Genomic DNA, 21,738 nt, shown 5'->3' on the forward strand with positions numbered 1-21,738 from the left:
AACGGCGAATCGGCCGCTGAAGCTGCGGAACGCGGGGACGGCGTAGTCGAGTTTTGTCGTGACGTGTCTGCCACGAGGTGCATCCGGGCGCTCGCCGCCGAGGGCGAGCGTCTCAAGCTATTTTTTGATCTTGCGGCGGTTGGCGTGGGCGAGCTGGAAGGCCAGCAAAATCGTCTGGGCCGCGATGCCGCGGATGCGACGGGAGCCCGCCGCCTCGATGCCCTCGGCCAGCGGGTTCTTGGCGTAGCCGTTGTAGCCCTCGGATTCCGGCACGGGGCGGCGCTGGTCATCGGCCGAGCCAGGTCGTTCTGGCCCAGGGAGCAGACACACGCGAGGACTGCCCGACACGCCCTCCCCTCACCTCCGGGGACCCGGACTCTGTGGTGGAGGGGGTCCTCGGCCTCGTAGCGATCAGGGCGCCCTTGGGGCCGGCCTCGGCTCCGGGAGTCAGTCCCGGACGGCGCTGCTGATCGCGGCGCGGAGGTCGTCATCTTCCGTTTCTGCGCATGCCGGTGGGAGAGGGGACGCGCTGGCGGGGTTGAGCGCGTCGAAGAGCAGGGCCATGAAGCGTGCGCGCATGGACGGTGCGGTGCCGGGGAGCGCGAGGCCTGCGATGCCCATGACGAGGAAGTGCGGTATGTCGTCCGCGGTGAGGTCGGTACGGATCTCGCCCAGCTCCTGTGCGTGCTCGAGGAGGGGGCGGAGGGACTCGCTGAGGCGCTGGAGGGCGTCCACGGCGACGTCGGCGAAGTTGGCGGCGAAGGTGACCAGTCCTCGCTCCTCGGTGATCAGGTCGAGTAGCCGGGTGGCGATGTCCAGGAGGGTTTGGCGTGGGTGGCGGGAGGCCGTGGCGTCGTTGATCAGTGGGAGGAGGTCGGTCTCGAGGATGTCGTCGAGGACGGCCCGGACGATGGCCTCCCGGTTGGGGAAGTGCCGGTAGAGCGTCGCGATGCCCACGCCCGCCTCGGCGGCGATCTGCTCCAACGAGCCCTCACCCGCGCCGAGGACATTACGTCCGGCCGCAATGATGCGCTCCATGCTGGAGCGGGCGTCAACCCTGCGTACCCGGTGTGTGCGCGGCGCGGCGTTCGGCATTTCTGACCCTCCCGTTCTGCACCGCAGACTACTCAATCACCTGCGCGGTGATAGTACTCTACCGCTTCGGTAGTTCACTATCGCTTTGGTAGTACCCTCTCACTTCGTGGGACGCGTGTGCCCAGCAGGGGTGCGCCGGAGAAGGGAGAAGGCTGTGTCTGTGCTGCTGTACCGGCTGGGGCATTTCGCCTACGCCAGGCCCTGGTATGTGATCGCCGGCTGGCTGGCGGTGGTGTTCGCCGTGGTGGCTCTGCTCGTGGTCAACCCGGTCAAACTGAGCAACGAGGTGCGCATCGACGGCACCCCCGCCCAGGAGGTCATCGACGATCTGGCGAAGTCCCTTCCCGAGGCGTCCGGCGGGCAGGGCATGCTGGTGTTCCGCGCGCAGAACGGAACGCGAGTCGACGGCGACGACAGCCGCGCCGCCCTCATCGCCGCGGTGGACGCGGTCTACCGCCACGACCACGTCATCGACGCCCGCGAGGTCCTCGCCGCCGAGTTGTCCAAGGGGGAGAAGAGTCTGCTGCTGCGGACCCAGGCGGCGGTGGCCGAAGCCGCCGGGCAGCCGACGGGAGGCAAGGTGCCAGCCCCGCTGCTGCAGGACGGCCGACCGGTGCCCGGGGTCGTCGTCTCGGCCGACGGCTCCACCGCCCTGATGCAGTTCCAGTTCGACGAGCAGACCTACGAGCTGCCCTCCGGCACGATCGACAGCACCGTCGAGGCCGCCGAGCGGCAGGCCGAACGCGGCCACCTCGACGTCCTGCCGTCGGCGGCGATGCTGGAGATACCCGAGATCGTGGGCGTCGGTGAGATCGTCGGCGTGGTGGTGGCAGCCATCGTCCTGCTGGTCACCCTGGGGTCGGTCGTGGCGGCGGGCTTGCCCCTGGTCATCGCGCTGGTCGGTGTCACGGTGGGCGTCGGCGGCGCCTTCACCCTCTCTACCGTCTTCGAGATCCACTCGCTCACCGCCGTACTGGCCCTGATGCTGGGACTCGCCGTCGGCATCGACTACGCCCTGTTCATCGTCAACAGGCAACGGCGGCTCATCCTGGACACCGGCCTGGACGCGCACGAGGCGACCGGCCGCGCCGTCGGCACCGCCGGCAGCGCGGTCTTCTTCGCCGGCAGCACCGTCATCATCGCCCTGGCAGGACTGTTGGTGGTCGGTATCACCCTGCTCAGCACCATGGCCCTCGCCGCCGCGGCCACGATCGCCATCACCGTCCTGCTCGCCCTGACCCTGCTGCCGGCGCTCCTGGGCCTGGTCAAGGAGCGCATCTGCTCGGCCAAAACCCGACGCACGGCGCAGCAGCAGGCCTCGACCGCGGCACGGACACGGGCAACCCGCTGGGGATCACACCTTGTCCGCCACAAGTACCCCGCTCTCACGGCGGCGTTCCTGATCCCTCTAGTTCTGGCGCTGCCCGCCCTCGACATGAGGATGGGCCTGCCGTCCGGCGCCAGCTACAACCCCGACACCGCACAGCGCCAGAGCTACGAGGAGGTCAGCGACACCTTCGGCCCCGGCTACAACGGCCCCCTCATGCTCGTCGCCCGCCCCTCCGAGAGCGGTCGGCCGCTCACTCCCGCGGCCCTCGCCGCGGTCGTCTCCGAGCTGAAGGACACCGAGGGCGCCACTTCGATCTCTCTGGCAGGTATGAACACCGCCGGCACCGTGGCCGTCCTCAGCCTCATCCCCGACGACGGCCCGAACGACGACGGCACCAAGGACCTCGTCACCTGCGTGCGGGACAAGAGCCGGGAGATCCGCGGAACCCAGGGCGTCGCCATCGGCGTCACCGGCTTCACCGCCCTCGCGATCGACGTGTCCGACCGCCTCGCGGACGTCCTGCCCCTCTACGTCGCCACCGTCCTCGGGCTCTCGCTGATCGTCCTGCTCCTGGTCTTCCGCTCGGTCGTCGTCCCAGTGATGGCCACGTTCGGCTTCCTGCTCAGCATCGCCGCCACCTTCGGCATCACCACGGCCGTCTTCCAATGGGGCTGGCTCCAGGCGCTGTTCGGAATCGACGCGAGCGCACCCGTGATGAGCCTGCTGCCCATCATCGTCACTGGCGTGCTCTACGGACTGGCCATGGACTACCAGGTGTTCCTGGTCACCTCGATGCGTGAGGCCCGCATGCACGGCGCCGACCCGCTCGACGCGACCGTCTCCGGCTTCGCTCGGGCGAGCGCCGTTGTGATCGCGGCGGCCACGATCATGGTCTCGGTCTTCGCCGGATTCATCTTCAACGCCCAGCCCATGATCAAACAGGCGGGATTCGCGCTGGCGGTGGGCATCCTCATCGACGCGTTCGTCATCCGCATGACGTTCATCCCGGCCACCATGGCACTCGCACGGGAGAAGGCCTGGTGGATTCCCGTGTGGCTGGACCGTCTCCTGCCCGATCTGGACGTCGAAGGCGAGAAACTCGCGCAGAAGATCCCGCTTCCCCATCCTGCCGCACCTCGGCCACACGCCACAGCACAGAAGACCTGACGCGCCGTCGGCGAGCGTGCGCCTGCCGACAACACCGAACCCGCGGTCGTCGGCCGCGGTGCCGGTGTCATCCTCGCCGCGGTCGACGGTGGCGCCGACAGGCGTTCTATAACGGTGCGGTGGCCCCCACCTCGTAGTCGTACCTGCGGGCGAGCGGCAGTGGGGCCGCCTCGGGACGTCACGCGCTGCTCTTCAACCAGGTGGGGTCAGATGGCCAAACGCGCAGAAGCGCCGCCCGCGCTGTACACGGCCGTGGCGCAGGGTCTTCTCTGGGACTCCGTCACCCAACAACCCCTCGGCGGCCCGTTCCCCACTCCCGGCGAGCCGATCCGCTCCCTTGCCTCCAGCTCCGACGACACCACCCTCCTCGTCGCCGGCAGTCACGTGCCCCTCCACCGCTACACGGTCGACCCGAGCCGGGCGGTAGCCGAAATCTGTGCCCGCGTTGGCAAGGTCGACCTGACGAGAGCGGAGTGGAGCACGTACGTACCTGACGCGCCGTACACACCAGGCTGTGCGGCCAGCCGCACCGGTGACGGTTGTTGATGTGTCATGTTCATCTGCGGGGCTTCCCCGCAGATGGTGAAGGAGATCCCCAGGAGCACGTTCCCGAAGACCGGCCTCGCCGCCAGGGCGCCGCCGTCGCGCCCAACAACGTGACAGCACCCACTGCCGCGTAATCCCTTTCCTGGTTGATGGCGACAATGGGCCGGTGTCGAGGGAGTGTCCTTGCCCTGTCTGACGAGGAAGACGAGTCGCCCCTGCTGGAGTGGCGTCTGCGGCGGTCCGGGTGATCCCCTTGGCCAGGGCGAGTATTCAAATACGTCGAGGTCGGAACGGACAGCACCGGTGCTTTTCGCCCAGGCAGGCAGACAGTGCGGACGCGGCTGTGTGCATCGACTGGTGGCAGTGATCGAACAGGCCGCCGCCGACATCGAGGTGCCGAATCCTCACCGCCGCGAACCAGGACAACCCCACCCACCGCGGACGCATCCCGCACCAGCGCCGATCGGCCCTTTGGACACAGAGTGGCGGGCCCGCCAGCTGCACCGCTGGGCGTTGTCTTGATGCCGCGCTTGGCGGTTTCGTCGCCGGAAGTCGGGTGTGTCCTACGCCCGAACTGCCCAGCCTCGTGCAGCGGCCACTTCCGGGCGCGGTCGGTGCGGCGGGGATGGACTTACCGCTCGCGCGAGGCGGTGGCCTGACGCTGTTTCTCTGGGGAGCGCCCGCCGCATGTATTTAGAGGACGTCGACGCAGGCGTCGCACGTGTCGTGTTCTCCGCGAAGTGCGCCCCTTTCTCCGCGCTTTAACTGGGTGCTGAAATCCGCCCCTTCGACGAGCGGACAGCTGCGGCAGGAGGCTCGACTGCGCCCTGTCCCGAACTGAGCCCGTCCTGCAGGAGGTCCCCGAGCTCGGAGAAGGCGTCGCCGGCGGTCAGGCCGGTCCTCTCCAGAAGGATCCCCGACTGCACCGCGTCGATGGTGACTGCCACGACATGGGCGGCGAAATGCCCGTTGAGGGCGCGGAAAGCACCGGTCTGCACGCCTTCCTCGATCAGTTGGTGACCCGGTGCGCCGCAGGTGCGGAGTTCTTGCGGTAGATCTGTGCGGTCGGTTCGTAACCGACCGAACGTCTACGTCGTCCCGGGTTCCGACGCCGAGCGGCACGTGACCGACCGGTTCCCAAACAAGCGCACGAAGCATGTGGCGATGAGCTTGCGAGCGAACAGCATCGACGCTCTGGTGGAAGGCCTGCCGCTGATCTTTCAGCGTGAACAGGCCAAGGACATGTCCGCCACGTACCACTTCACTTGCAGGCCGTACTCGTGCTGCGCTGATCCGCCGACGACACCCGGCAGGCCCAACTCGCCTGAGACAACGGCATCTCGATCCCAGCCGACTACCACCACTCCGCGAGCGCCTGACTGTGCCGGCCGACCACGCGCCGGACCCGTTCTCCGCGCTGGAGTGGACGGGGGTGGCCGGGCCCCTCCCGGCGCCCGGACGGGAACCGGAACGCCCTTGGGGCCGCCGGTGGTGCCCGACGTGAACAACGGGACCAGCGGGGCGTCCGGGTCCGTCGCGACCGGGCGGCCCTGCGGCGCGGGGCCGGAGTACCGGGCGAGCAGTTCACCGAAGGACAGTTCCGCGCTCTCGGGCCCCCCGGCGACCACGGTCAGCCAGGACCGGTCGGCGGGCATGTCCTCCCCGGGTGCGAGCTTGCCGCGCTGGTCCGCGTCGACCACGACGGCCTTCGCTCCACTTGCACCGAGCCGCAGGGCCACGGCGGACGGCGCGAAGGCGGTGAACAGCCGTACGTGCATGGCCCCGCGGTGCCATGAGCGGTTGCCACCCGGAAACCGATCGGTGTACGATGATGGAAACCGATCGGTTTTCAGTCTGGAGTCGCGCCCATGTCTACTCATGCCACCTCCTCCATCTTCGTCATCGGCGGCACAGGGGCCCAGGGAATGCCCGTTGTCCGCGCCCTTGTCGCGGACAAGAAGTACTCCGTCAAGGTCCTCACCCGAGACGCCACCTCCCCCCGAGCCCAGGAGCTCGTTGCGCTCGGCAACGTCTCTATCCTCGAAGGGACCTTCGCCGACGAGGACGTGCTGCGCGAGGGATTTCGCGGCTGCGACGGGGCGTTCATCAACATCGACGGATTCAACACCGGCGAGAAGACGGAGACCTACTGGGCCATCCGTACGTATGAGATAGCGATCGAAGAAGGTATCAAGTTCTTCGTCTACGGAAACCTCGACTACGCCCTCAAGAAGTCGGGCTACGACTCCAGGTTCCGCACCGGCCACTATGACGGCAAGGGCCGCATGGCCGAATGGGTGCTGTTCCAGAACGAAAAGAACAGCGACCGGATGGGAGCGGCGGTCTTCACCTCGGGTCCCTACATCGAGATGGTGATCTCACCGCTCACGCCCATGACGCCGTCCATCGAGGACGGTGTCGTCACGTGGCGAGTCCCGCTCGGCGAGGGAGCCGTCCCGCACGTGGCCCTGGAAGACTGCGGATTCTACGTCCGCTGGCTCTTCGACCATCCGGAACGGGCTAACGGCATGGACCTCGAAGTCGCCATCGAGCACATGACCTACGCCGACATGGCCGCGGCATTCGAGAAGGTCACCGGGCGCCCGGCGCAGTACATCGACACCGATCTGGACGCGTACTGGAACAGTCCGGACCTGACGGGGCTTGCCGATCACCCTGCTGGATACAACGCCGACCCCGACGACAAGAGCACCATGAGTTTCCGTGACAATTTCACCGGATTCTGGAATGTGTGGAAGCACGGGATCATCACCAGGGACTACGCCCTGCTCGACGAAATCCACCCCAACAGGATCAGGAGCGCTGAGGGGTGGTTCCGCCGGGAGGACCGGTTGGGCAGGGAACTGGGCAAGGGGAGTCTTTGGGAGAGGGTTCAGCCGGAGAATTGGAGCATGGATTCCGCGGTCCTCAAGAGCAGCGCGGACTTCAGGACGGGAAAGTTGTGAACGGACCGGTCGCACGGTGTGCTCTGTATCACTTGCGCGCCCCCCATTACTGCGGTTGAACTCGCAGTGGCGGGCCCGGTGATCATCCGGCACTCATGTCAGTCCGGTCTCGGTGAGGCAGCCGTCGATCAGTTCCGGACGGTACTGGATCTTCTTGAGCTTGCGCTTCATAACGCGGGCCAGGTGGTCGAGGTTGGCGGCGGCGAAGTCGGCCAGGCCGCGCTTGACCAACGACCAGTGCCCTCCTGCGGATTGAGCTCAGGAGCGTAGGACGGCAACTGGAACACCGTCAGCCACTCCTCGTTCTCCACGAAGAACAGCGCGAGCTCGTCGACCAGATGGACGTTGAGATTGTCCCAGACCCAGACCACGGGGGCCTGGAGCTGGTGGTGCGCCACGACGATCAGGTCACGGTAGTCCTGCCAGGTGAAGCTCTTCGCCTCTCCCCTCCGGCCCCGGTACACGTGCAACCGGTAGATCAGACGCGATCGTTCACCGCTCTTGCGGCAGACCAGTTCCGTCACGGAGAACCGTCCCCGGTTCGCGCCACGCACCCGCACCTGCGGTGTCCGGCCGCGCGGTGCCCACGTGTGCCCCTTCGGCGGCCTCAGTCCCTGCCCGGCTTCGTCCTCGAAGCAGATGTAGGCGTCCCGGCCGCCGCGGTGGCTTTACCGTCCCCCACACCTCGCTCCGCCACCGCTCGACACTCGCGTCGTCACGCTCCAGCGCCCGCCTCGCTGGCATCTGCGGTGACCACCCGTGCCGCCGCAGGAGCTTCCAGACCCCCTGCACCGTGTACTCCACCAGGAACAGCCGGATGATCAGCGCGCGGATTGCGGAGGGGCGCCGTTCGGTCTGCCCCGATGTCCGCGCGGACTGGCTGTTTGTGGCTGGTTTGTGGTTGACGCTCCGGCGGCGCCCCTCGTCCGTGCACGCGGCCATCGGCTTCAAGGGCTCCCCGGCGTACGCGGCGGCCACGGGCGGGATCGACGCCCTCGTACGGCAGTTGGCCGTCGAGTACGGAGGCCGGATCAGGTTCAACTCCGTCCTGCCCGGAGCCGTGGTCACCTCCTTGTGGGCCGAGGTGCCCGAGGAGTACAAGGTGCAGACCGCCGCGCGCACCCCCGTCGGCAGGCTCGGAGTCCCCGAGGACGTCGCCGCCGCCGTGGCCTTCCTCGCCTCGGATGACGCCTCTCTCGTCACCGGCCAGAACCTGCTCGTGGACTGTGGCCGCAGCATCAACTCCCAGGAGTAGGCCACCGGCCTCGCCGGACCTCGCCAGTCCTGGGCGACCGGCCGCCCCGGGCAGCTCGCCGTAGCCGCCGTCGGTCAGGCCGTCGAGATCCTGCACCAGTCTGCCGAGGCCGCCTCCGAGCGTGGCGGGGTCGGTGCCGTGCCGGCGCTTCAGCGCGTCGGCGCCCATCATGAGGGTCCACGGGCGCGGTGATTCCGAGCACGATCGCGCCGCCGCGCGTCCACAGTCCGTCGTCCGGATCGGACCACGTGACCATCGGTGCGATCGCCTTCAGCTCCGGCGGCTTGGACGGCGCCGCCATCCACTGCGTGTTGCCGAAGTAGCTGGCGCCGATCATGCCGACGGAACCGTTCGCGCCGGGAAGGGCGGCAGCCCACCGTACGGTGTCGTACCCGTCGCTCTCCTCGTGCGTCCACGGCTCCCACTCACCCTCGGAGGCGAACCGGCCGCGGGTGTCCTGGAGCACCACCATGAAGCCACGCCGAGCCGCCGCCAGGGGATCGAGGATCGCGACCGCCAGGGGCATCTGCTTCCCGTACGGCAGCCTGCTCGGCAGGACCGGCCACGGTCCGCTGCCGCCGGGCCGGTAGACATCCGCGCGCAGCACCGTGCCGTCACGCATCTTGGCGGGTACGTCGAACTCGATCTGTATCTCCGTCATGTGCCGCTCCTTTGCCTGCCACGACGTTTTCGCGAGACATGGTTGATCGGGTCTCCACCCACGCGACACCCCCGAAAGGGGGTGACCACGGCGCTCTCGGGTCGCTTACGCGACCGAGTTCAGCAGGTCGGCCAGTACGTCGGGCCGTTCCAGGGCGATGAAGTGGCCGGCCTTCGGCACCTGCGTGAAGTCGGCGGCGGGCAGCAGCTGCTTGTTGGCCTGCCGGTCCGAGGGCCGGGACCAGTCTTTCTCGCCGTAGACGAGGTGGATGGGAGCCTTGACCTCGGGGTAGCGCGAGCGGGCGGCGATGAGGCTGGGCAGGTTCTGGTACACGGCCCTGGCGACGGTCGGGTAGCCGGGGCGCCGGCCCACCTGGAGCAGCTCGTCCACGTAGTCCTCGCGCAGTGCGTTCTTGTCGCCCAGGCCGCCCTGGAGGATCGCGCGGAGGGCGGGCTTGGGCTCCACCCCGGCGATCACCGGGCCCACCCCGGGGGCGAGGACTCCGCTGACCACCACGCGGGCCAGGAGGCTGGAGCGGGCGATCCCGCCGTTGAAGTCGTACGTGTTCACCGCGACGACGCGGCGGACGCGCTCGGGGAGATCGGCCGCGGTGGTCAGGGCGAGCACCGCCCCCATGGACTCCCCGACCAACGTCACGTCATGGAGATCGAGTTCGGTGAGGAGCCGCTCGACGCCCGCGCGCATGGCCGGCTCGTCGTACGACGCCTCGGGCACGATCTCGGAGTAGCCCATCCCCGGCAGATCGAGGGCGTACACGGTGTACCGGTCCGCGATCAGCGGGATGAGGTCGCGGTAGTGCTCGGCCTGGGTGCGCACGGTGTGCAGCAGGACCAGGGGCGCGCCGGTGCCCGCTTTGAGGTAGCGCAGCGTTCCCTCGTGGCTGTGTCCTGCGCGCGGGGCGATGGTGTGACTGGTGGTCCCCGGGACGTGAATCGTGGGACGGGGGTCCTGGCTGGGGCTGGGCATCTTGTCGACTCCTGATAAGTGAAGGGATTACTTGGTCAGCTGGGGGTACAGGCCGGCCAGGTCGCCGGCCAGGCCCGCCTTGACCTGGCGAGTGATGTCGTCACCGAGGACCTCGTACGCGCCGGTCTCGACACCGTCGAGGGCGAGTGCGGCGACGTCACGAGGGGCGGACTTGGGTGCGTCGACGCCGGCTGCCAGGTCCGTGTCGACGTATCCGACGTGCAGTCCGGTGACGGCGATGCCACGGGGCTGCAGCTCCAGGCGCAGGGAGTTGGTCTGCGACCACAGGGCGGCCTTGGAAGCGCTGTAGGAGCCGCCGAGGGCGAGCCAGGACAGCACGGAGTGCACGTTGAGGAGGTGGCCGCCGCCGTTGCGTTCGATGACGGGCACGAAGGCCCGGGTGAGCAGCAGCGGGCCGTAGAAGTTGGTCTCGAACTCCCGGCGTACGTCGTCGACCGGGGAGTCGAGGAAGGAGGCGCCGACCGCGGCACCCGCGTTGTTGATCAGCACGGTGACATCCTGCGCCTGTGCGGCGGCCGCCGCCACGGAGGCCGGGTCGGTGACCTCCAGTGCCACCGGGACCGCGTCGGGGTGCGTCACGGTGCGCGGGTCGCGGGCCGTGGCGTACACCTTGCCGGCACCGCGCGCGTACAGCTCTTCCACCAGCGCCTTGCCGATGCCCCGGCTGCCACCGGTGACGAAGACGTTGGCGTCCTTCAAAGCGGTCATGACTGCCTCCACAAGATTTGGAAACCGATCGGTTTCCATCACAGTAAACCGATCGGTTTCCGAGCGCAAGCTCATCGACGGAGCCAGTCGCGTGGTGCCGCGGCCTCAGGGCGTCGTTCCGCCCCGGGATGGCGAGCTCCCCACCCGTCTGTCCGGCCTGGTCGACGTCGGCGTCGTTCGGGCTGAGTTGGGGTTTGAGGCCGAGCTTCCCGGCCGTGTCGAAGAGCCACCCCGGAACGGTGTCGGGGTGAGGTGGAGGGGCGGAGCGGGGAGGTAGGGGAACGCCCTCGACGCCGGAGGGGCCGCCGTGTGTGCGGGTGGGGGAGTGGCCGGAGGAGTGAGTCCCCGGAGCGGTCGGCGGTGGAAGTCCCCGGCGGGGTGCCCGCGTGTCACCGGCGCCTCGCTCGCGGGGGTCAGTCGGCGGCGAGGGGGGCCGGCTTGTCGGCGGTCGTCTCGTTGGTCGAGCCCTGGTCGCGCGTTGAGGCAGCATCGGCGGCCAGTGCGGGTGTCGGCATTGTCGGGTCGCTCACAGGTCGGGGACCGCCTCTCCACTTGCACCATGGAAACCGATCTGTTTTCCTATGTGGGAAACAGATCGGTTTCCGGCTGATGCTCGGCCTATGACCAGCGACAAAGGGAAAAGATGACTACCACCTTCGACCGCGGGGCGCCCGCCTCCGGGAAAACCGACTCGGGCCTGCGCGGCTCACATGCCGCGCGCTGGTGGGTGCTTGTCGTGCTGGGCGTGGCGCAGCTCATGGTCACGCTCGATGCGACCGTCGTGAACATCGCGCTGCCCGCAGCGCAACATGACCTCGGTTTCAGCGACGGCAGCCGGCAGTGGGTCATCACGGGCTACGCCCTGGCATTCGGCAGCCTGCTGCTGCTCGGTGGCCGACTCGGTGACCTGTTCGGCCGGCGTACCACCTTCGTGACCGGCCTGATCGGTTTCGCGGCCGCATCCGTCGCCGGCGGCGCGGCCAGCAGCTTCGAAATCCTCGTCGGGGCACGCGTGGCCCAAGGCCTGTTCGCCGCGTTGCTCGCGCCCGCGGCCCTCTCGCTGCTCAGCGTGACCTTCACCCAGCCGTCCGAAAGGGCGAAGGCCTTCGGCATCTTCAGTGCGTTGTCCGGTGCGGGCGCCGCGGTCGGGCTGCTGCTCGGCGGCATGCTCACCGAATGGGCGTCATGGCGCTGGGTGATGTACGTGAACGTCATTTTCGCGGGCGTCGCGCTGGTCGGCGCGTTGCTGTTGCTGGCCAAGCCTGTGGTCACCGAGCGACCCAGAATCGACATTCCTGGCACCGTCGTGGTGAGCGCCGCGCTGTTCGGCATCGTCTACGGGTTCGCGCACGTCGAATCCACCAGTTGGACCGACCCGGTCGCCCTCGGCTCCATGATCAGCGGCGTGGTGCTGCTCGCGGTATTCGCCTGGCTGGAGCTCAGGGTCGCGCATCCGCTGCTGCCGCTGCGCGTCGTGCTGGACCGGACCCGAGGTGGTTCGTTCCTGGCCGTGTTCGTCCTGGGCATGGGGATGTTCTCGATCTTCCTGTTCCTGACCTATTACCTGGAGGCCAGCATCGGCTACTCGCCGATCGAGGCCGGTCTGGCCTTCCTGCCGATGGTCGGCGGCATCGTTGCCGCGTCGACCACGGTGCCTTCGCTGGTGCTGCCCAAGGTCGGCCCGAAGATCGTGGTCAGCGTCGGCTTCCTGGTCTCCGCATCCGGTATGGCCCTGCTGACCCGGCTCACGCTGGACAGTACCTACGTCGCCAACATCATGCCGGGCATGATCCTGCTTGGTCTCGGTATAGGTGGGGTGATGACCACCGCGTTCCAGGGTGCGACCGCAGGCGTGCGTCACGAGGACGCGGGCGTCGCCTCGGCGCTGATCAACACCAGCCAGCAGGTGGGTGGCTCGATCAGCACGGCGCTGCTGACCACCGTTGCTTCATCGGCCGCGACCGACTATCTGTCCTCGCACAAGCCGGGCGCACTGACCGTGGCCCAGGCTGGGGTCGAGAGCTACACGGCCACCCTGGCATGGGGTGCCGGAATCTTCGTGGTCGGTGCGGTGCTCACGGCGTTCCTGATGCCGAATTCAGCTCTGGGGCCGTCGGAGGGCGAGCCCGTGATCGCCCACTGAGCATGAATCCGCGTGGTGAGAGATGCCCTGCGCTGATCGGTGCTCTCCAGGCACACATCAGCGCAGGGAGACAGGAGCATCTTCGGGGTGGTGCCCGCCTCTGCCCGCGCGTTCCGTCTTCAGCGAACAGATCGTCGCCGGTAGAGGGCACCCGCGATGTGGGCTGAAGCTGAATCTGGGAGGCCGAGGGGCGCAGGCCGGCCATAGGGGGTGCCGCCGAGGGCAGTCACGGCCCCGGCGGGCGAGCGATGTCGGGCGCGCCCAACGCGGCAAGAGGATGAGCGCACCGACCCTGGAGACCGCGATGGCGGTGCCGACGTCCGGTCGCCACCCCATCAAGGCGCCGCCCGGCTTCTACCGCTTCCTCGCAGAGTTCGAGCTGCTGCGACAGATCACCAGCCGTATCCGCTCGATCCTCCCTCTACTGCGACGCCCGAGGCGGCGCGGCCCCGGCCCGGTGCTGGATGATGACGACTGTCGGCCTCATTGCGGCCGCACTCTTCGGCTTCGGGGTAACGCGCCGGCATAACCCTCGGGGACTGCACCGGGCCCCCGTGCTAACGGGGCCCGAGAAGACCGCCGCCTCGGAGCAGTGGGAACCGTCCTCATAGGCCCGCTCGGCCGTGGGCGGCGCAATGGATCACCCCGACAAGCGCTGCAAACCGATCGGTTTCCAACGGGCCGGAATCGAGTTAACCTCGCAATATGACCACCGAAGCAAAGTCAAGCTCAAGAGAGCGACTGCTGGAGGCAGCGGCCGCGCTCACCTACCGAGACGGCGTCAACGTCGGCGTCGACGCACTGTGCAAGGCGGCAGGGGTGTCCAAGCGCTCCATGTACCAGCTGTTCGAGAGTAAAGGCGAACTGCTGGCGGCGAGCCTGGAGGAACGCGCCTCCGCCTATATGACGACGCTCCTTCCCGCGGCGGATGACAACCGTCCACCCCGCGAGCGGATCCTGCACGTCTTCGAGCAGGCGGAATCACAGGCGAGTGCACCCGACTTCCAAGGCTGCCGGTACCTCGTCGCGCAGATCGAGCTCAAAGACCAGAGCCACCCTGCGAGCCGGGTGGCCCACCGGGTCAAGGAGAATCTGACAGCCTTCTTCCGTGCCGAGGCCGAACAGGGCGGGGCGAGCGATCCGGACCTGCTGGCCCGGCAGCTGATCCTGGTTTTCGACGGCGCCAGCGCCCGCGCGGGAATCAAAGCCGACGTGAAGGCCGGGCTCGTCGCCCCCACCGTGGCCGTCCTGCTCGATGCGGCGGACATGCGCTGACGCGTCGCATGACGAGCGGTCGCGGCGACCGATGTGCTCGGCGAGGCGCATCCGGGCCTCCGGCGACCGAGTAGATCCCATGGCGCCACACCCTTGCCCTGGGCCTCACGGCGTTCTACTACGCACTCACCCCCGTGGTCGTCGGCATGCTCTCCGCCAACGTCATCAGCGGCCAGGTCGACCACGCCCTCGGCTATACCCACAACGACATGGGCCCACTGCGCCTGCACCGCCCCCCGATCCGGGGCACCCGGGTACAGACCCTCGCCATCAGCAGCACCCTCATGGCCGTTCTGTCCCTGCTGATGGGCACCGTGGTCATGGCGGGCGCGATCGGCCTCATGGGCATGGGCGCCCCAGCTCCTCACCCCAGGGCCGCCGCCGGTCTACCCTCGGGGGCGCGTGGCCTGGGCACGGCGTCCCGGGCGGTCAGGTCGAGGCGGACAGCGAGACGGTACGTGTGGACGCGCGGTGCACGGCGGTGGGCGCCTCGTGTCCGGGGTGCGGGACGTGGTCCGGCCGTGTTCACGGCTCCTACCTGCGGTTTCCCGGTGATGTGCCCAGCGCGGGAGGAAGCGTTGTGCTTCCACTGCGGGTCCGTCGGTTCACCTGCGGGTCCGTCGGTTCACCTGCGGGAACGCCGGGTGCGGGCGACGCACTTTCGTCGAGCAGATACCTGGTCTGACCCGCAGGCACGGCCAACGCACCGAGCGGCTGCGATCGACCCTTGCTGGAGGAGGAGCCGCAGCTCCCGTCCCCGGCGGAGCGCGCCCGGCTGTGTGAGGCCGCCGGCATCACGCAGGCCCGCCTCACGGTCGCGCTGAAGACGTCGACGCAGACGGCGAAGAACCACGAGAACGGCCGCTCGGAGCCGAAGTCGCCTCGCCTTGAGGCGTACCAGCGGCTGCTGAAGGGCTGGGCGGCGAAGTACCCCGCGCACAGCACCCACACCGCCCCGGCCCCCGCCCCGGTTGCCGCGCCGCAGCCACAGCCGCAGCCGCGGGTGCCGGAGACGTTCACCAGCCCGGCCGCGCCCGCGGCCACCGAGCCGGAGACCTCCATGCTCGTCCAGGCCCCGGCCGTCCAGGCCGCGCCCGAGCGTCCGGCCCGTCCGTCCGCGACGTCGCGTCGCCCTGCGACGAAGAAGGCGGCGAAGCCCGCCGTCGACCCACGGTTCCCGCACGGCCTGCTCGCCGCACTGGACGGCGACGGCTCCGCGTACGGCGTGGACGGCATCGTGCTCGACCGCCCGGCGACCACGGTGGTGGAGCTGGTGGAGTGGACGCTGCGCGAGTCCGGCCTCGGTGCGCCGAAGCCCAACCGGTACGGCAAGGACTCCGACCCGCTGATCGTCCTCACCGCCGCGGCCGCCGTGAAGCTCGGGCTGCCCGAGCGCCTGGAGGGCCACGAGCAGCGCCGCTCCCTGCGCCTGCCCGAGGACCACCCGGTGGTGAAGCAGGTGGCGAAGGCGAAGCGGCAGCTCACGCAGCGCGGATTCGGCCCGTGGGCGCGGATCTACCGCAAGGCGCAGGGCCGCGAGCGGCAGTGCGTGCAGCTGGCGATCCTGTCGTGGGACGCCCTCGATGAGCGGTCCTGGCCCGGCGTGAGTGAGATGGAACCGGCCGACATCGCCCGCGTCCTCGGTGTCTACGCACAGCGGGTCATCACCCCGCGCGGCTCCACGGCCGTGTCCGGGCTGGAGCTGATGACGGCGCTGCGCCCGCCCACGAAGCCGGAACGCGACGAAGAGACTGGCAACTGGGTATCGGCCCACAACCCGGGCTCGCTGGGCACGGAACCGATGGACCCGGCGCCACCGGAGGCCACCGCCGAACACCCCGTCGTGGTGAACTCCGGCTGGACCGGCGGGTTCCTGAACGAAGAGGCGTACCAGTGGGTGCGGCAGGTGGACCTGCTGACGGATGAGGAGTGCACCCTGCCCTTCGCGGTCGGCCTGGACCTCAACACGGCGTTCCTCGCCGCCGCGGCCCGCCTGGTCGTCGGCCTGTCCGCGCCCGACCACTTCCACGCCCCGGCCTTCAACCCGAAGATCCCCGGCTCCTGGCTGGTCGACCTGTCCCACATCGAGCTGGACCCGCGCCTGCCCTCGCCGTTCACGCCGGACGGCGAGCGCCCGACCGGCCCGGCCTGGTACCAGACGCACACCGTCGCCTACGCACAGGAGCTCGGGCACGACGTGCACCCGATCGAGGCGTACCTGCGCCGCGAGACCGGCGCGTACCTGGACCCGTGGCACGACCGCCTCAAGACCGCGTACGTCGACACCCTCGCCGACCTCGGCGTCACCAAGGACCTGGACGACCGCCAGTTCCTCGCTGCGATGGAGCAACACAAGCAGGCCGGCCCGGCCCTGGCCGCCGTCCTGCCGCCATCAAGGCCACGGTCAAGGGCGGCGTGGGCAAACTGCGCGAGCGCCCCCAGGGCAAGCACTACAAGGAGGGCGAGCGGTGGCCGGCCTTGGAGCGCCCGACCTGGCGCCCCGACATCCGCGCCGCCGTCATCAGCAAGGCCCGGGTCAACATGCACCGCAAGCTGCGCAACATGGCGGCCATGACCGGCCTGTACCCGCTCGCCGTGCTGTCCGACTGCGTCGTCTACCCGAGTCCCGGCGACAGCCCGCTGGACTTCCTCCCCTACGCGGCCTCCGGTAAGCCGCAGCCCGGCGGGTTTCGCCTTGGGCCCACGCCGGGCCTGGCGAAGCTGGAGGGCGTCCAGTCGATGCTGTGGGCAGTCGACCTGATGGAGAGAGGAAGCCCCCACCCCGCTGGCCCCGGCCGCCGCCGCCCAGCTGCTCGCCCAACTCCGCGCCGACCGGCGTGCCGACACGTGGGTGCCCGCGTTCGAGTAGGACTGGGCACGCGCCCTGGACGACGCCCGGCACTCCTTCAGCCTCGCCCCGGTCCGGCGGCCCGGCCATGGCCTGAACATCGCCACCGGCCAGGCCCGCCTGCTCGGCGCCTGTCTGATCTTCAGCAACCATCCGGAGGGGGCGCGGAGACCGAGCTGCGGCTGCCGACGGAGTGATCCGGACGCCTTCGGGTGTCTGGTGAGGTCCATGACGTTCCTGGCTGTCTCCCGTGGACGCGTCGCGTCCGTGGGAACGGCTCCACCGACGTCACCTCGGCCGCGCCGCGTCACCGAAGAGCCCGCGCAGCAGGTGGATCACAGCCGCCACCGCGATGAACGGCGCCGCCATCATGTCGACCAGCAGAACGAGCGAGGTGCCGTACACGGTGTTGCGGAACCACGCGCTCACCAGATCCGGGTCGGCACCGTCGGCCATCCCCACGACCCAGAACAGGGTCAGCGGCACCATGGCCGACCACAGGAGCCAGAAGCCGCCGAGGGTCGCGGCCCAGGTCCGCGTGCCGGACACGGGATGGCGTTCGAGCCGGGCACGGAAGTACTGCAGCCCCGCCAGTACGACGATGAGGAGCACCGTCAACGGCAGCCGCCACCCGTCCTCGTCCATCGCCCAGCGGTTCAGCTCCCGCCACCAGGCATCGTGGTTGTCTGCCGTCTTGTGCTCGAGGGCATGGGCCTTGAGGTCGGGCCCCGCCACCAGCAGGACGGCCATCGGGAGCAAGCCGAGCAGGCTCAGCAGCGGTCGGCCCAGCACCGACCTGCGCACCCAGGGCGCCACCCAGACCTGCTCCTGCGGGCCACCGGTGGGCGCCGTGCGCGCCGGTACCCTCGCCCCCTCCGCCGGAGGCGGGGAGGACGGCGGGCGCACGGACGGCGGCGGGCTCGAGTACGTCGGGGCGGTGAAGCCGGGCCGATCGCCGAAGCCGGTCCGCGTGGTGAGAACGGTCGGTGGGTCGACGGTGGCCGGTGGGCCGTCGGGCGGCCTCCGGACCGCAGTGGCCGTGGGCAGGTCGGCGACCGGGGAGACGACGGTGACCGGGGGCTCGGCGGTGGCCGGGGGAGCGTCCTTGGCGGAGGGGGACTGGGCGGGCTCGGCGGAGGGAGCGGCCTCGGCCGGGAGAGAGCCCTCGGCGGAAGGGGTGGCCTCGGCCGGGGACTCCGCGGTGGCCGCGGCCTCGGCGGCGGGAGCCGCCGCGGTGCGCGGTCGCGGTGGTATCCGGTCTCGGCCGTGCCCCGGCCAGATGTCCTGGTCGGTGGCCCTCAGATCGCGGAGCTGCTCGCACCTCCGGGCGATGTCCGACGCGACGGAGGCGGGCAGCCAGGGGGCCGCGCCGGTGCCGTACTCCTCCGCCCAGGCGCACAGTGCCTCGGGGGAGGGACGGTGCTCGGGCTCCTTGGCCAGGCACGCGCGCAGCACCGACATGAGGCCGTCCGGAATACCGCTCAGGTCTGGTTCCCCGTGCACGGCTCGGTACAGCAGGATGATCGGCTCTCCCGACCCGAACGGGTGGCGTCCGGTGGCCGCGAAGGCCAGGACCGCGCCGAGCTGGAAGACGTCACTGGCACCGCCTACCTCCGCCCCCTGCAACTGCTCCGGTGACATGTAGCCGGGCGTACCGGGGGGAAACCCCGTTCTCGTGAGGGCCGTGTCGTCGGTGCCGCGGGCGATCCCGAAGTCGATCAGCAGCGGTCCCTCGGAGGACAGCAGCACGTTCGACGGCTTGAGGTCGCGGTGGACCAGCCCGCACGCGTGCACCGTGCTCAGCGCCTCGGCAAGCCCCGCCAGCAGCCGCCACAACGCCGGTACGGGCAACGGGTCGTGCTCCCTCACGGCCTCGGCGAGGGAGGGGCCCGGAACGTAGGGCGAGGCCAGCCAGGGCACGGGAGCGTGCGCGTCGCTGTCCAGCACCGGCACCGTGCCCGGCCCGGAGACCGCCAGCGACGCGCGGACCTCGCGCTCGAACCGCGCCCGGAAGTCCGGAGCGTGGGCCCTCTCCGCTTGCACCATCTTGACCGCGGTCATCAGCCCGCTGGGCGACCGCGCGAGATACACACGGCCCATCCCGCCCTCACCCAGGCGGCGTAACAGCTGGTACTCGCCCACCTGCCGCGGATCGTCGTCGGCCAACGCCTGCACTCACCACCCCCTCCACGCAGTGCACTTGGACGATGCACGAATCGTGACACCACCCCGTCACTTCCGCCACCGCCCGGAGGCCCGGCAGGCCACCGGAACCTGAGGTCGAGTTCGGCGAGCGCGGCCGCCAGCAGGCCCGGCATCTGTGTATCGAGCTGCGGGGCCGTCGAGCGGGCGCTGATGCGGGTGAGGAGCACGGCGCGGGATCCTTCGGCGATAGGGAGGTGGTGCCTGCCCAGTGCACCACGGCGGTACGGGGGTCTGCTTGTATAGCTACGACAGACGGACATGTAGCGGTGAGTGATCGCCCATTCCGGCGCCGTCTACAGAGGTCAGCGTGGCGCTCCACGAGGGTGGGTGGTGACAACTGCCCTGCTTCGCGAGGGCTGGTGACAAGTAGCTTGCGGCACCAGTGACAACTACGGTGCCTCGTTCGCGGGAACTCAAAGGTCGGCGCGAACCGGGTGTGACAACTACCGTGCGTCGGCACAGCCCATCGACCGCGACAAGAGCCCGCTGTTCGACGCGGACCACGACCAGGTCCGCGTCGCCGACGCGCTGCGCCGCAGCCCGCACTTCGCCGCTGCGGACGCCGACCCCGGCGGCGACACGATGTGGTTCACCACCGAGGCCGGCATCAACTACACGTTGACCTTCAAGGCCCCGGAGCCCACCGACGACGACCTGCTGCCTGAGCCGGTGCTCACCGAGGCCATCGCCGCGGCGATCCTCAACCACCCCGGTTTCGTCACCGCGGATGCGAACTCACCGCGCGAGGACACCATCACCATCCAGTCCCGCAACCAGGTGCGCCACCTCTTGGTCTTGCACGTCGACCGCGGCAACGCCCTCGCCCCGGAAGACCTGTCCACCCCGGCCGTCGACGTCGCTCTCGCCGCCGACAAGCTGCTCGCCAGCGACTCGAGCGACTCGGAGCGCGCCACGGCCGAACTCCTCAACTACGTGGCCGCCACCTGGGACAAGCAGGATCTGCCGCTGCGCGAGCACGCCCAGGCCGTCGCCCGTACCCTGCGCACCCAGTAGGAGGGGATCCGTCCATGCCCGCATCCACGGCCACCCGGCGCGCGTACCGTGAGGTGACGACCCGCCGGGAGGACCAGATGAGCGCGCAGCCCGACCATGCACCCGTCACGCCGTACGCCCCCGCGCCCGGGGCGCCGGCCGAACTCCTCGTCCAGCTGCGCGCCGACCCGCGCGCCGACACCTGGGTGCCGGCCTTCGAGCGGGAGTGGGCGGCCGCGCTCGAGGAATCGCGGCGCACGTACTCCCTCGGCGGCCTGTACGCAGTCGTCCAGGAGTGGCAGGGTCGCCTCGCCTCCGCTCCGGCCGTCGACGCGTTCGTCGCCTCCGGCTACGACGACAGCGACTTCATCGACATGGCAGAGCTCCGCGGGCGGCGCCGGTGACCGAACAGCAGCCGTACGCGGTCCGCTTCTCCGCCCCGGCCGCGAAGGTCCTCGCCACCCTGCCCGAGCACGTCGAAGACATGGTGTGGGACGTCCTGGACGCCGCCGCCGTCGACCCATGGGGCTTTCGGCAGTGGAACGCCGACGACCCCGAGGGCGAGGACGTCCGGCACGCCTCCGTCGGCCAGCTCTCCCTCACCTACTGGGTGAACCGGCCCCTGCGCCGCCTGTCCGTCCTCACCATCACCTGGCTCGGATAGCCACCGGTCACAACGCCCTGACCCCGGCATCGCAACTGACGGGAGCAGGCCAGGCGAGCTCAGGCATCCCAGTAGACTCCAATGCCCTCTGGCCTTCCGCCGGACGGCGAGGAACTGCGATGAAGAAGGACACATGGCGGCAGGCATCGATGACTACCGGCGAAGGTGCTGGGACGCGGCTTTGCACGCCTATGGGACCAGCTACATCTTCCAGAAGCGGGCCGCCAGCCTGAAGCGCAAGACCGACGTGCTGACCTGGGTCGGTTTCGCAGTCCCGCTGCTTATCGGAGCACTGGTAGGAACGTTCGGTCAGAACAAGCTCTGGAGCGTCGTCCTTACTGTCGGGACTGTGATCGCGGCGGTCCAGCTCGTTGTGAGCCTGTGGTCCCTCGTCAAGCGGTGGCCGGAGGAACTGGCCTACTCCTTTTCCTCGGCCACAGCCAACGAATCGCTGGCCTCCAGATTCGCGGCACTCGGTGAAGACCCCCCAGGGCTTCAGACGTTGCGGACCCAGCTCGACCCCAGCAACTCCGCCAGCGCCGCCTCATCAGCCGGGCGCGGCTCCCGAACCAGCAGCCCACCGTTCGCCGGACGCTGCGCCCGCCCCGCCGCCCGCACCCGCGATGCTCGTCCCATGCCCTCCCAACGAGCTGCCTTGGCATTTCGCCCCGCCAGCGGCCCGAGATCACCCCTTGGAGGGACGACCGTCACCAAGCAGCGGTCCGCCGTCGGCAGCAACACGCTGTGCGCACCAAGTGCACTGCGGACAGGGGTCACCCCCGGCGTCACACTGTGAAGCTGAGAGACTCACAGGGCGGCATGTCCGCGGCCGACCCGCGACGGCGCCCTGCTGCTGCGCTCGAAGATCCCCGAC

At 69.5% G+C, this 21,738-nt stretch carries 20 protein-coding genes and 1 pseudogene; 11 read left to right on the forward strand and 10 right to left on the reverse strand.

The annotated features are described in order from the left end of the window. Window positions 1–117: 117 nt before the first annotated feature. Window positions 118–273, reverse strand: a complete 156-nt coding sequence (locus KUM49_RS47610; protein WP_217243260.1) for a hypothetical protein — start codon at window positions 271–273, stop codon at window positions 118–120. Between the two features lie 174 nt (window positions 274–447). Next, the gene (locus tag KUM49_RS47615; RefSeq protein WP_254402898.1) at window positions 448–1,095 is read right to left on the reverse strand and encodes a TetR/AcrR family transcriptional regulator; all 648 of its coding nucleotides are present in this window, start codon (window positions 1,093–1,095) and stop codon (window positions 448–450) included. Between the two features lie 154 nt (window positions 1,096–1,249). Here KUM49_RS47615 and KUM49_RS47620 point away from each other — a divergent pair, with 154 nt between their 5' ends. Together KUM49_RS47620 and KUM49_RS47625 are read left to right on the forward strand one after the other, a co-directional pair. Continuing rightward, window positions 1,250–3,592, forward strand: coding sequence for an MMPL family transporter (locus tag KUM49_RS47620; protein WP_217243243.1), 2,343 nt, complete (start codon window positions 1,250–1,252; stop codon window positions 3,590–3,592). A gap of 210 nt (window positions 3,593–3,802) precedes the next feature. Further along, the gene (locus tag KUM49_RS47625) at window positions 3,803–4,138 is read left to right on the forward strand and encodes a hypothetical protein (protein ID WP_217243244.1); all 336 of its coding nucleotides are present in this window, start codon (window positions 3,803–3,805) and stop codon (window positions 4,136–4,138) included. 761 nt (window positions 4,139–4,899) lie between these two features. On the opposite strand, the gene KUM49_RS47630 is transcribed toward KUM49_RS47625, so the two are convergent. Next, window positions 4,900–5,136 carry a hypothetical protein gene (locus tag KUM49_RS47630; RefSeq protein ID WP_254402899.1) on the reverse strand — a complete coding sequence of 79 codons (237 nt, stop codon included), beginning with the start codon at window positions 5,134–5,136 and terminating at the stop codon, window positions 4,900–4,902. A 222-nt stretch (window positions 5,137–5,358) separates the two neighbouring features. Then, window positions 5,359–5,916 (reverse strand): AMP-binding protein, encoded by a 558-nt coding sequence (locus tag KUM49_RS47635; protein WP_254402900.1) that lies wholly within the window; start codon window positions 5,914–5,916, stop codon window positions 5,359–5,361. A 90-nt stretch (window positions 5,917–6,006) separates the two neighbouring features. Here KUM49_RS47635 and KUM49_RS47640 point away from each other — a divergent pair, with 90 nt between their 5' ends. Beyond that, a complete protein-coding gene (locus KUM49_RS47640) occupies window positions 6,007–7,104 on the forward strand; it encodes an NmrA family NAD(P)-binding protein (RefSeq protein ID WP_254402901.1) in 1,098 nt (365 codons plus the stop codon). Between the two features lie 167 nt (window positions 7,105–7,271). Here the strand turns inward: KUM49_RS47640 and KUM49_RS47650 are convergent, their stop codons facing one another. Beyond that, complete coding sequence (locus KUM49_RS47650; protein WP_308407053.1) at window positions 7,272–7,715, reverse strand: transposase; 444 nt, start codon at window positions 7,713–7,715, stop codon at window positions 7,272–7,274. Continuing rightward, window positions 7,597–8,046: a winged helix-turn-helix domain-containing protein gene (locus KUM49_RS49685; RefSeq protein ID WP_254402902.1), complete on the reverse strand. Its 450-nt coding sequence runs from the start codon at window positions 8,044–8,046 to the stop codon at window positions 7,597–7,599. The genes KUM49_RS47650 and KUM49_RS49685 overlap by 119 nt, the downstream gene beginning before the upstream one ends. Here KUM49_RS49685 and KUM49_RS47655 point away from each other — a divergent pair. Beyond that, a complete protein-coding gene (locus KUM49_RS47655) occupies window positions 8,006–8,359 on the forward strand; it encodes an SDR family oxidoreductase (RefSeq protein ID WP_308407051.1) in 354 nt (117 codons plus the stop codon). The genes KUM49_RS49685 and KUM49_RS47655 overlap by 41 nt on opposite strands. On the opposite strand, the gene KUM49_RS47660 is transcribed toward KUM49_RS47655, so the two are convergent. From KUM49_RS47660 to KUM49_RS47670, 3 genes are all read right to left on the reverse strand, one after another. After that, on the reverse strand, window positions 8,343–9,020 hold the full coding sequence (locus KUM49_RS47660) for a CocE/NonD family hydrolase (protein WP_254402903.1): 678 nt from the start codon (window positions 9,018–9,020) through the stop codon (window positions 8,343–8,345). The two genes, KUM49_RS47655 and KUM49_RS47660, sit on opposite strands and share 17 nt — an antisense overlap. A gap of 105 nt (window positions 9,021–9,125) precedes the next feature. Next, window positions 9,126–10,007 carry an alpha/beta fold hydrolase gene (locus KUM49_RS47665; protein ID WP_217243246.1) on the reverse strand — a complete coding sequence of 294 codons (882 nt, stop codon included), beginning with the start codon at window positions 10,005–10,007 and terminating at the stop codon, window positions 9,126–9,128. Between the two features lie 27 nt (window positions 10,008–10,034). After that, window positions 10,035–10,736 carry an SDR family oxidoreductase gene (locus KUM49_RS47670; protein ID WP_217243247.1) on the reverse strand — a complete coding sequence of 234 codons (702 nt, stop codon included), beginning with the start codon at window positions 10,734–10,736 and terminating at the stop codon, window positions 10,035–10,037. 643 nt (window positions 10,737–11,379) lie between these two features. Between KUM49_RS47670 and KUM49_RS47675 the strand changes: the two genes are divergently transcribed. The 3 genes and pseudogenes from KUM49_RS47675 to KUM49_RS47685 all read left to right on the forward strand — a co-directional run. Further along, a complete protein-coding gene (locus tag KUM49_RS47675) occupies window positions 11,380–12,879 on the forward strand; it encodes an MFS transporter (protein WP_217243248.1) in 1,500 nt (499 codons plus the stop codon). Between the two features lie 705 nt (window positions 12,880–13,584). Beyond that, on the forward strand, window positions 13,585–14,154 hold the full coding sequence (locus KUM49_RS47680; protein WP_217243249.1) for a TetR/AcrR family transcriptional regulator: 570 nt from the start codon (window positions 13,585–13,587) through the stop codon (window positions 14,152–14,154). A 727-nt stretch (window positions 14,155–14,881) separates the two neighbouring features. After that, window positions 14,882–16,926 (forward strand): annotated as a pseudogene (locus tag KUM49_RS47685) (transcriptional regulator); the annotation flags it as partial. A gap of 364 nt (window positions 16,927–17,290) precedes the next feature. Here KUM49_RS47685 and KUM49_RS47690 read toward each other — a convergent pair. Next, entirely contained in the window at window positions 17,291–19,177 is a 1,887-nt protein-coding gene (locus KUM49_RS47690) for a serine/threonine-protein kinase (RefSeq protein ID WP_217243250.1), read from the reverse strand. A 612-nt stretch (window positions 19,178–19,789) separates the two neighbouring features. Here KUM49_RS47690 and KUM49_RS47695 point away from each other — a divergent pair. From KUM49_RS47695 to KUM49_RS47710, 4 genes are all read left to right on the forward strand, one after another. Beyond that, entirely contained in the window at window positions 19,790–20,221 is a 432-nt protein-coding gene (locus KUM49_RS47695; protein ID WP_217243251.1) for a hypothetical protein, read from the forward strand. 77 nt (window positions 20,222–20,298) lie between these two features. After that, window positions 20,299–20,604, forward strand: coding sequence for a DUF6247 family protein (locus KUM49_RS47700; protein WP_217243259.1), 306 nt, complete (start codon window positions 20,299–20,301; stop codon window positions 20,602–20,604). Continuing rightward, window positions 20,601–20,864, forward strand: coding sequence for a hypothetical protein (locus KUM49_RS47705; protein WP_217243252.1), 264 nt, complete (start codon window positions 20,601–20,603; stop codon window positions 20,862–20,864). Before KUM49_RS47700 ends, KUM49_RS47705 begins: the two co-directional genes overlap by 4 nt. A 133-nt stretch (window positions 20,865–20,997) precedes the next feature. Then, window positions 20,998–21,660: a mobilome CxxCx(11)CxxC protein gene (locus KUM49_RS47710; RefSeq protein WP_217243253.1), complete on the forward strand. Its 663-nt coding sequence runs from the start codon at window positions 20,998–21,000 to the stop codon at window positions 21,658–21,660. Window positions 21,661–21,738: the final 78 nt, after the last annotated feature.

The sequence above is a fragment of the Streptomyces sp. AC555_RSS877 genome (assembly GCF_019049245.1).
Lineage (GTDB): Bacteria > Actinomycetota > Actinomycetes > Streptomycetales > Streptomycetaceae > Streptomyces.

Excerpts from the sequence above, each read along its gene's own strand:
- KUM49_RS47615 (WP_254402898.1), bottom strand. The coding sequence starts at position 1,095 with ATGCCGAACGCCGCGCCGCGCACACACCGGGTACGCAGGGTTGACGCC.
- KUM49_RS47625 (WP_217243244.1), top strand. The coding sequence starts at position 3,803 with ATGGCCAAACGCGCAGAAGCGCCGCCCGCGCTGTACACGGCCGTGGCG.
- KUM49_RS47635 (WP_254402900.1), bottom strand. The coding sequence starts at position 5,916 with ATGCACGTACGGCTGTTCACCGCCTTCGCGCCGTCCGCCGTGGCCCTG.
- KUM49_RS47640 (WP_254402901.1), top strand. The coding sequence starts at position 6,007 with ATGTCTACTCATGCCACCTCCTCCATCTTCGTCATCGGCGGCACAGGG.
- KUM49_RS49685 (WP_254402902.1), bottom strand. The coding sequence starts at position 8,046 with ATGGCCGCGTGCACGGACGAGGGGCGCCGCCGGAGCGTCAACCACAAA.
- KUM49_RS47660 (WP_254402903.1), bottom strand. The coding sequence starts at position 9,020 with ATGACGGAGATACAGATCGAGTTCGACGTACCCGCCAAGATGCGTGAC.
- KUM49_RS47665 (WP_217243246.1), bottom strand. The coding sequence starts at position 10,007 with ATGCCCAGCCCCAGCCAGGACCCCCGTCCCACGATTCACGTCCCGGGG.
- KUM49_RS47670 (WP_217243247.1), bottom strand. The coding sequence starts at position 10,736 with ATGACCGCTTTGAAGGACGCCAACGTCTTCGTCACCGGTGGCAGCCGG.
- KUM49_RS47675 (WP_217243248.1), top strand. The coding sequence starts at position 11,380 with ATGACTACCACCTTCGACCGCGGGGCGCCCGCCTCCGGGAAAACCGAC.
- KUM49_RS47680 (WP_217243249.1), top strand. The coding sequence starts at position 13,585 with ATGACCACCGAAGCAAAGTCAAGCTCAAGAGAGCGACTGCTGGAGGCA.
- KUM49_RS47695 (WP_217243251.1), top strand. The coding sequence starts at position 19,790 with ATGTGGTTCACCACCGAGGCCGGCATCAACTACACGTTGACCTTCAAG.
- KUM49_RS47700 (WP_217243259.1), top strand. The coding sequence starts at position 20,299 with ATGAGCGCGCAGCCCGACCATGCACCCGTCACGCCGTACGCCCCCGCG.
- KUM49_RS47710 (WP_217243253.1), top strand. The coding sequence starts at position 20,998 with ATGGCGGCAGGCATCGATGACTACCGGCGAAGGTGCTGGGACGCGGCT.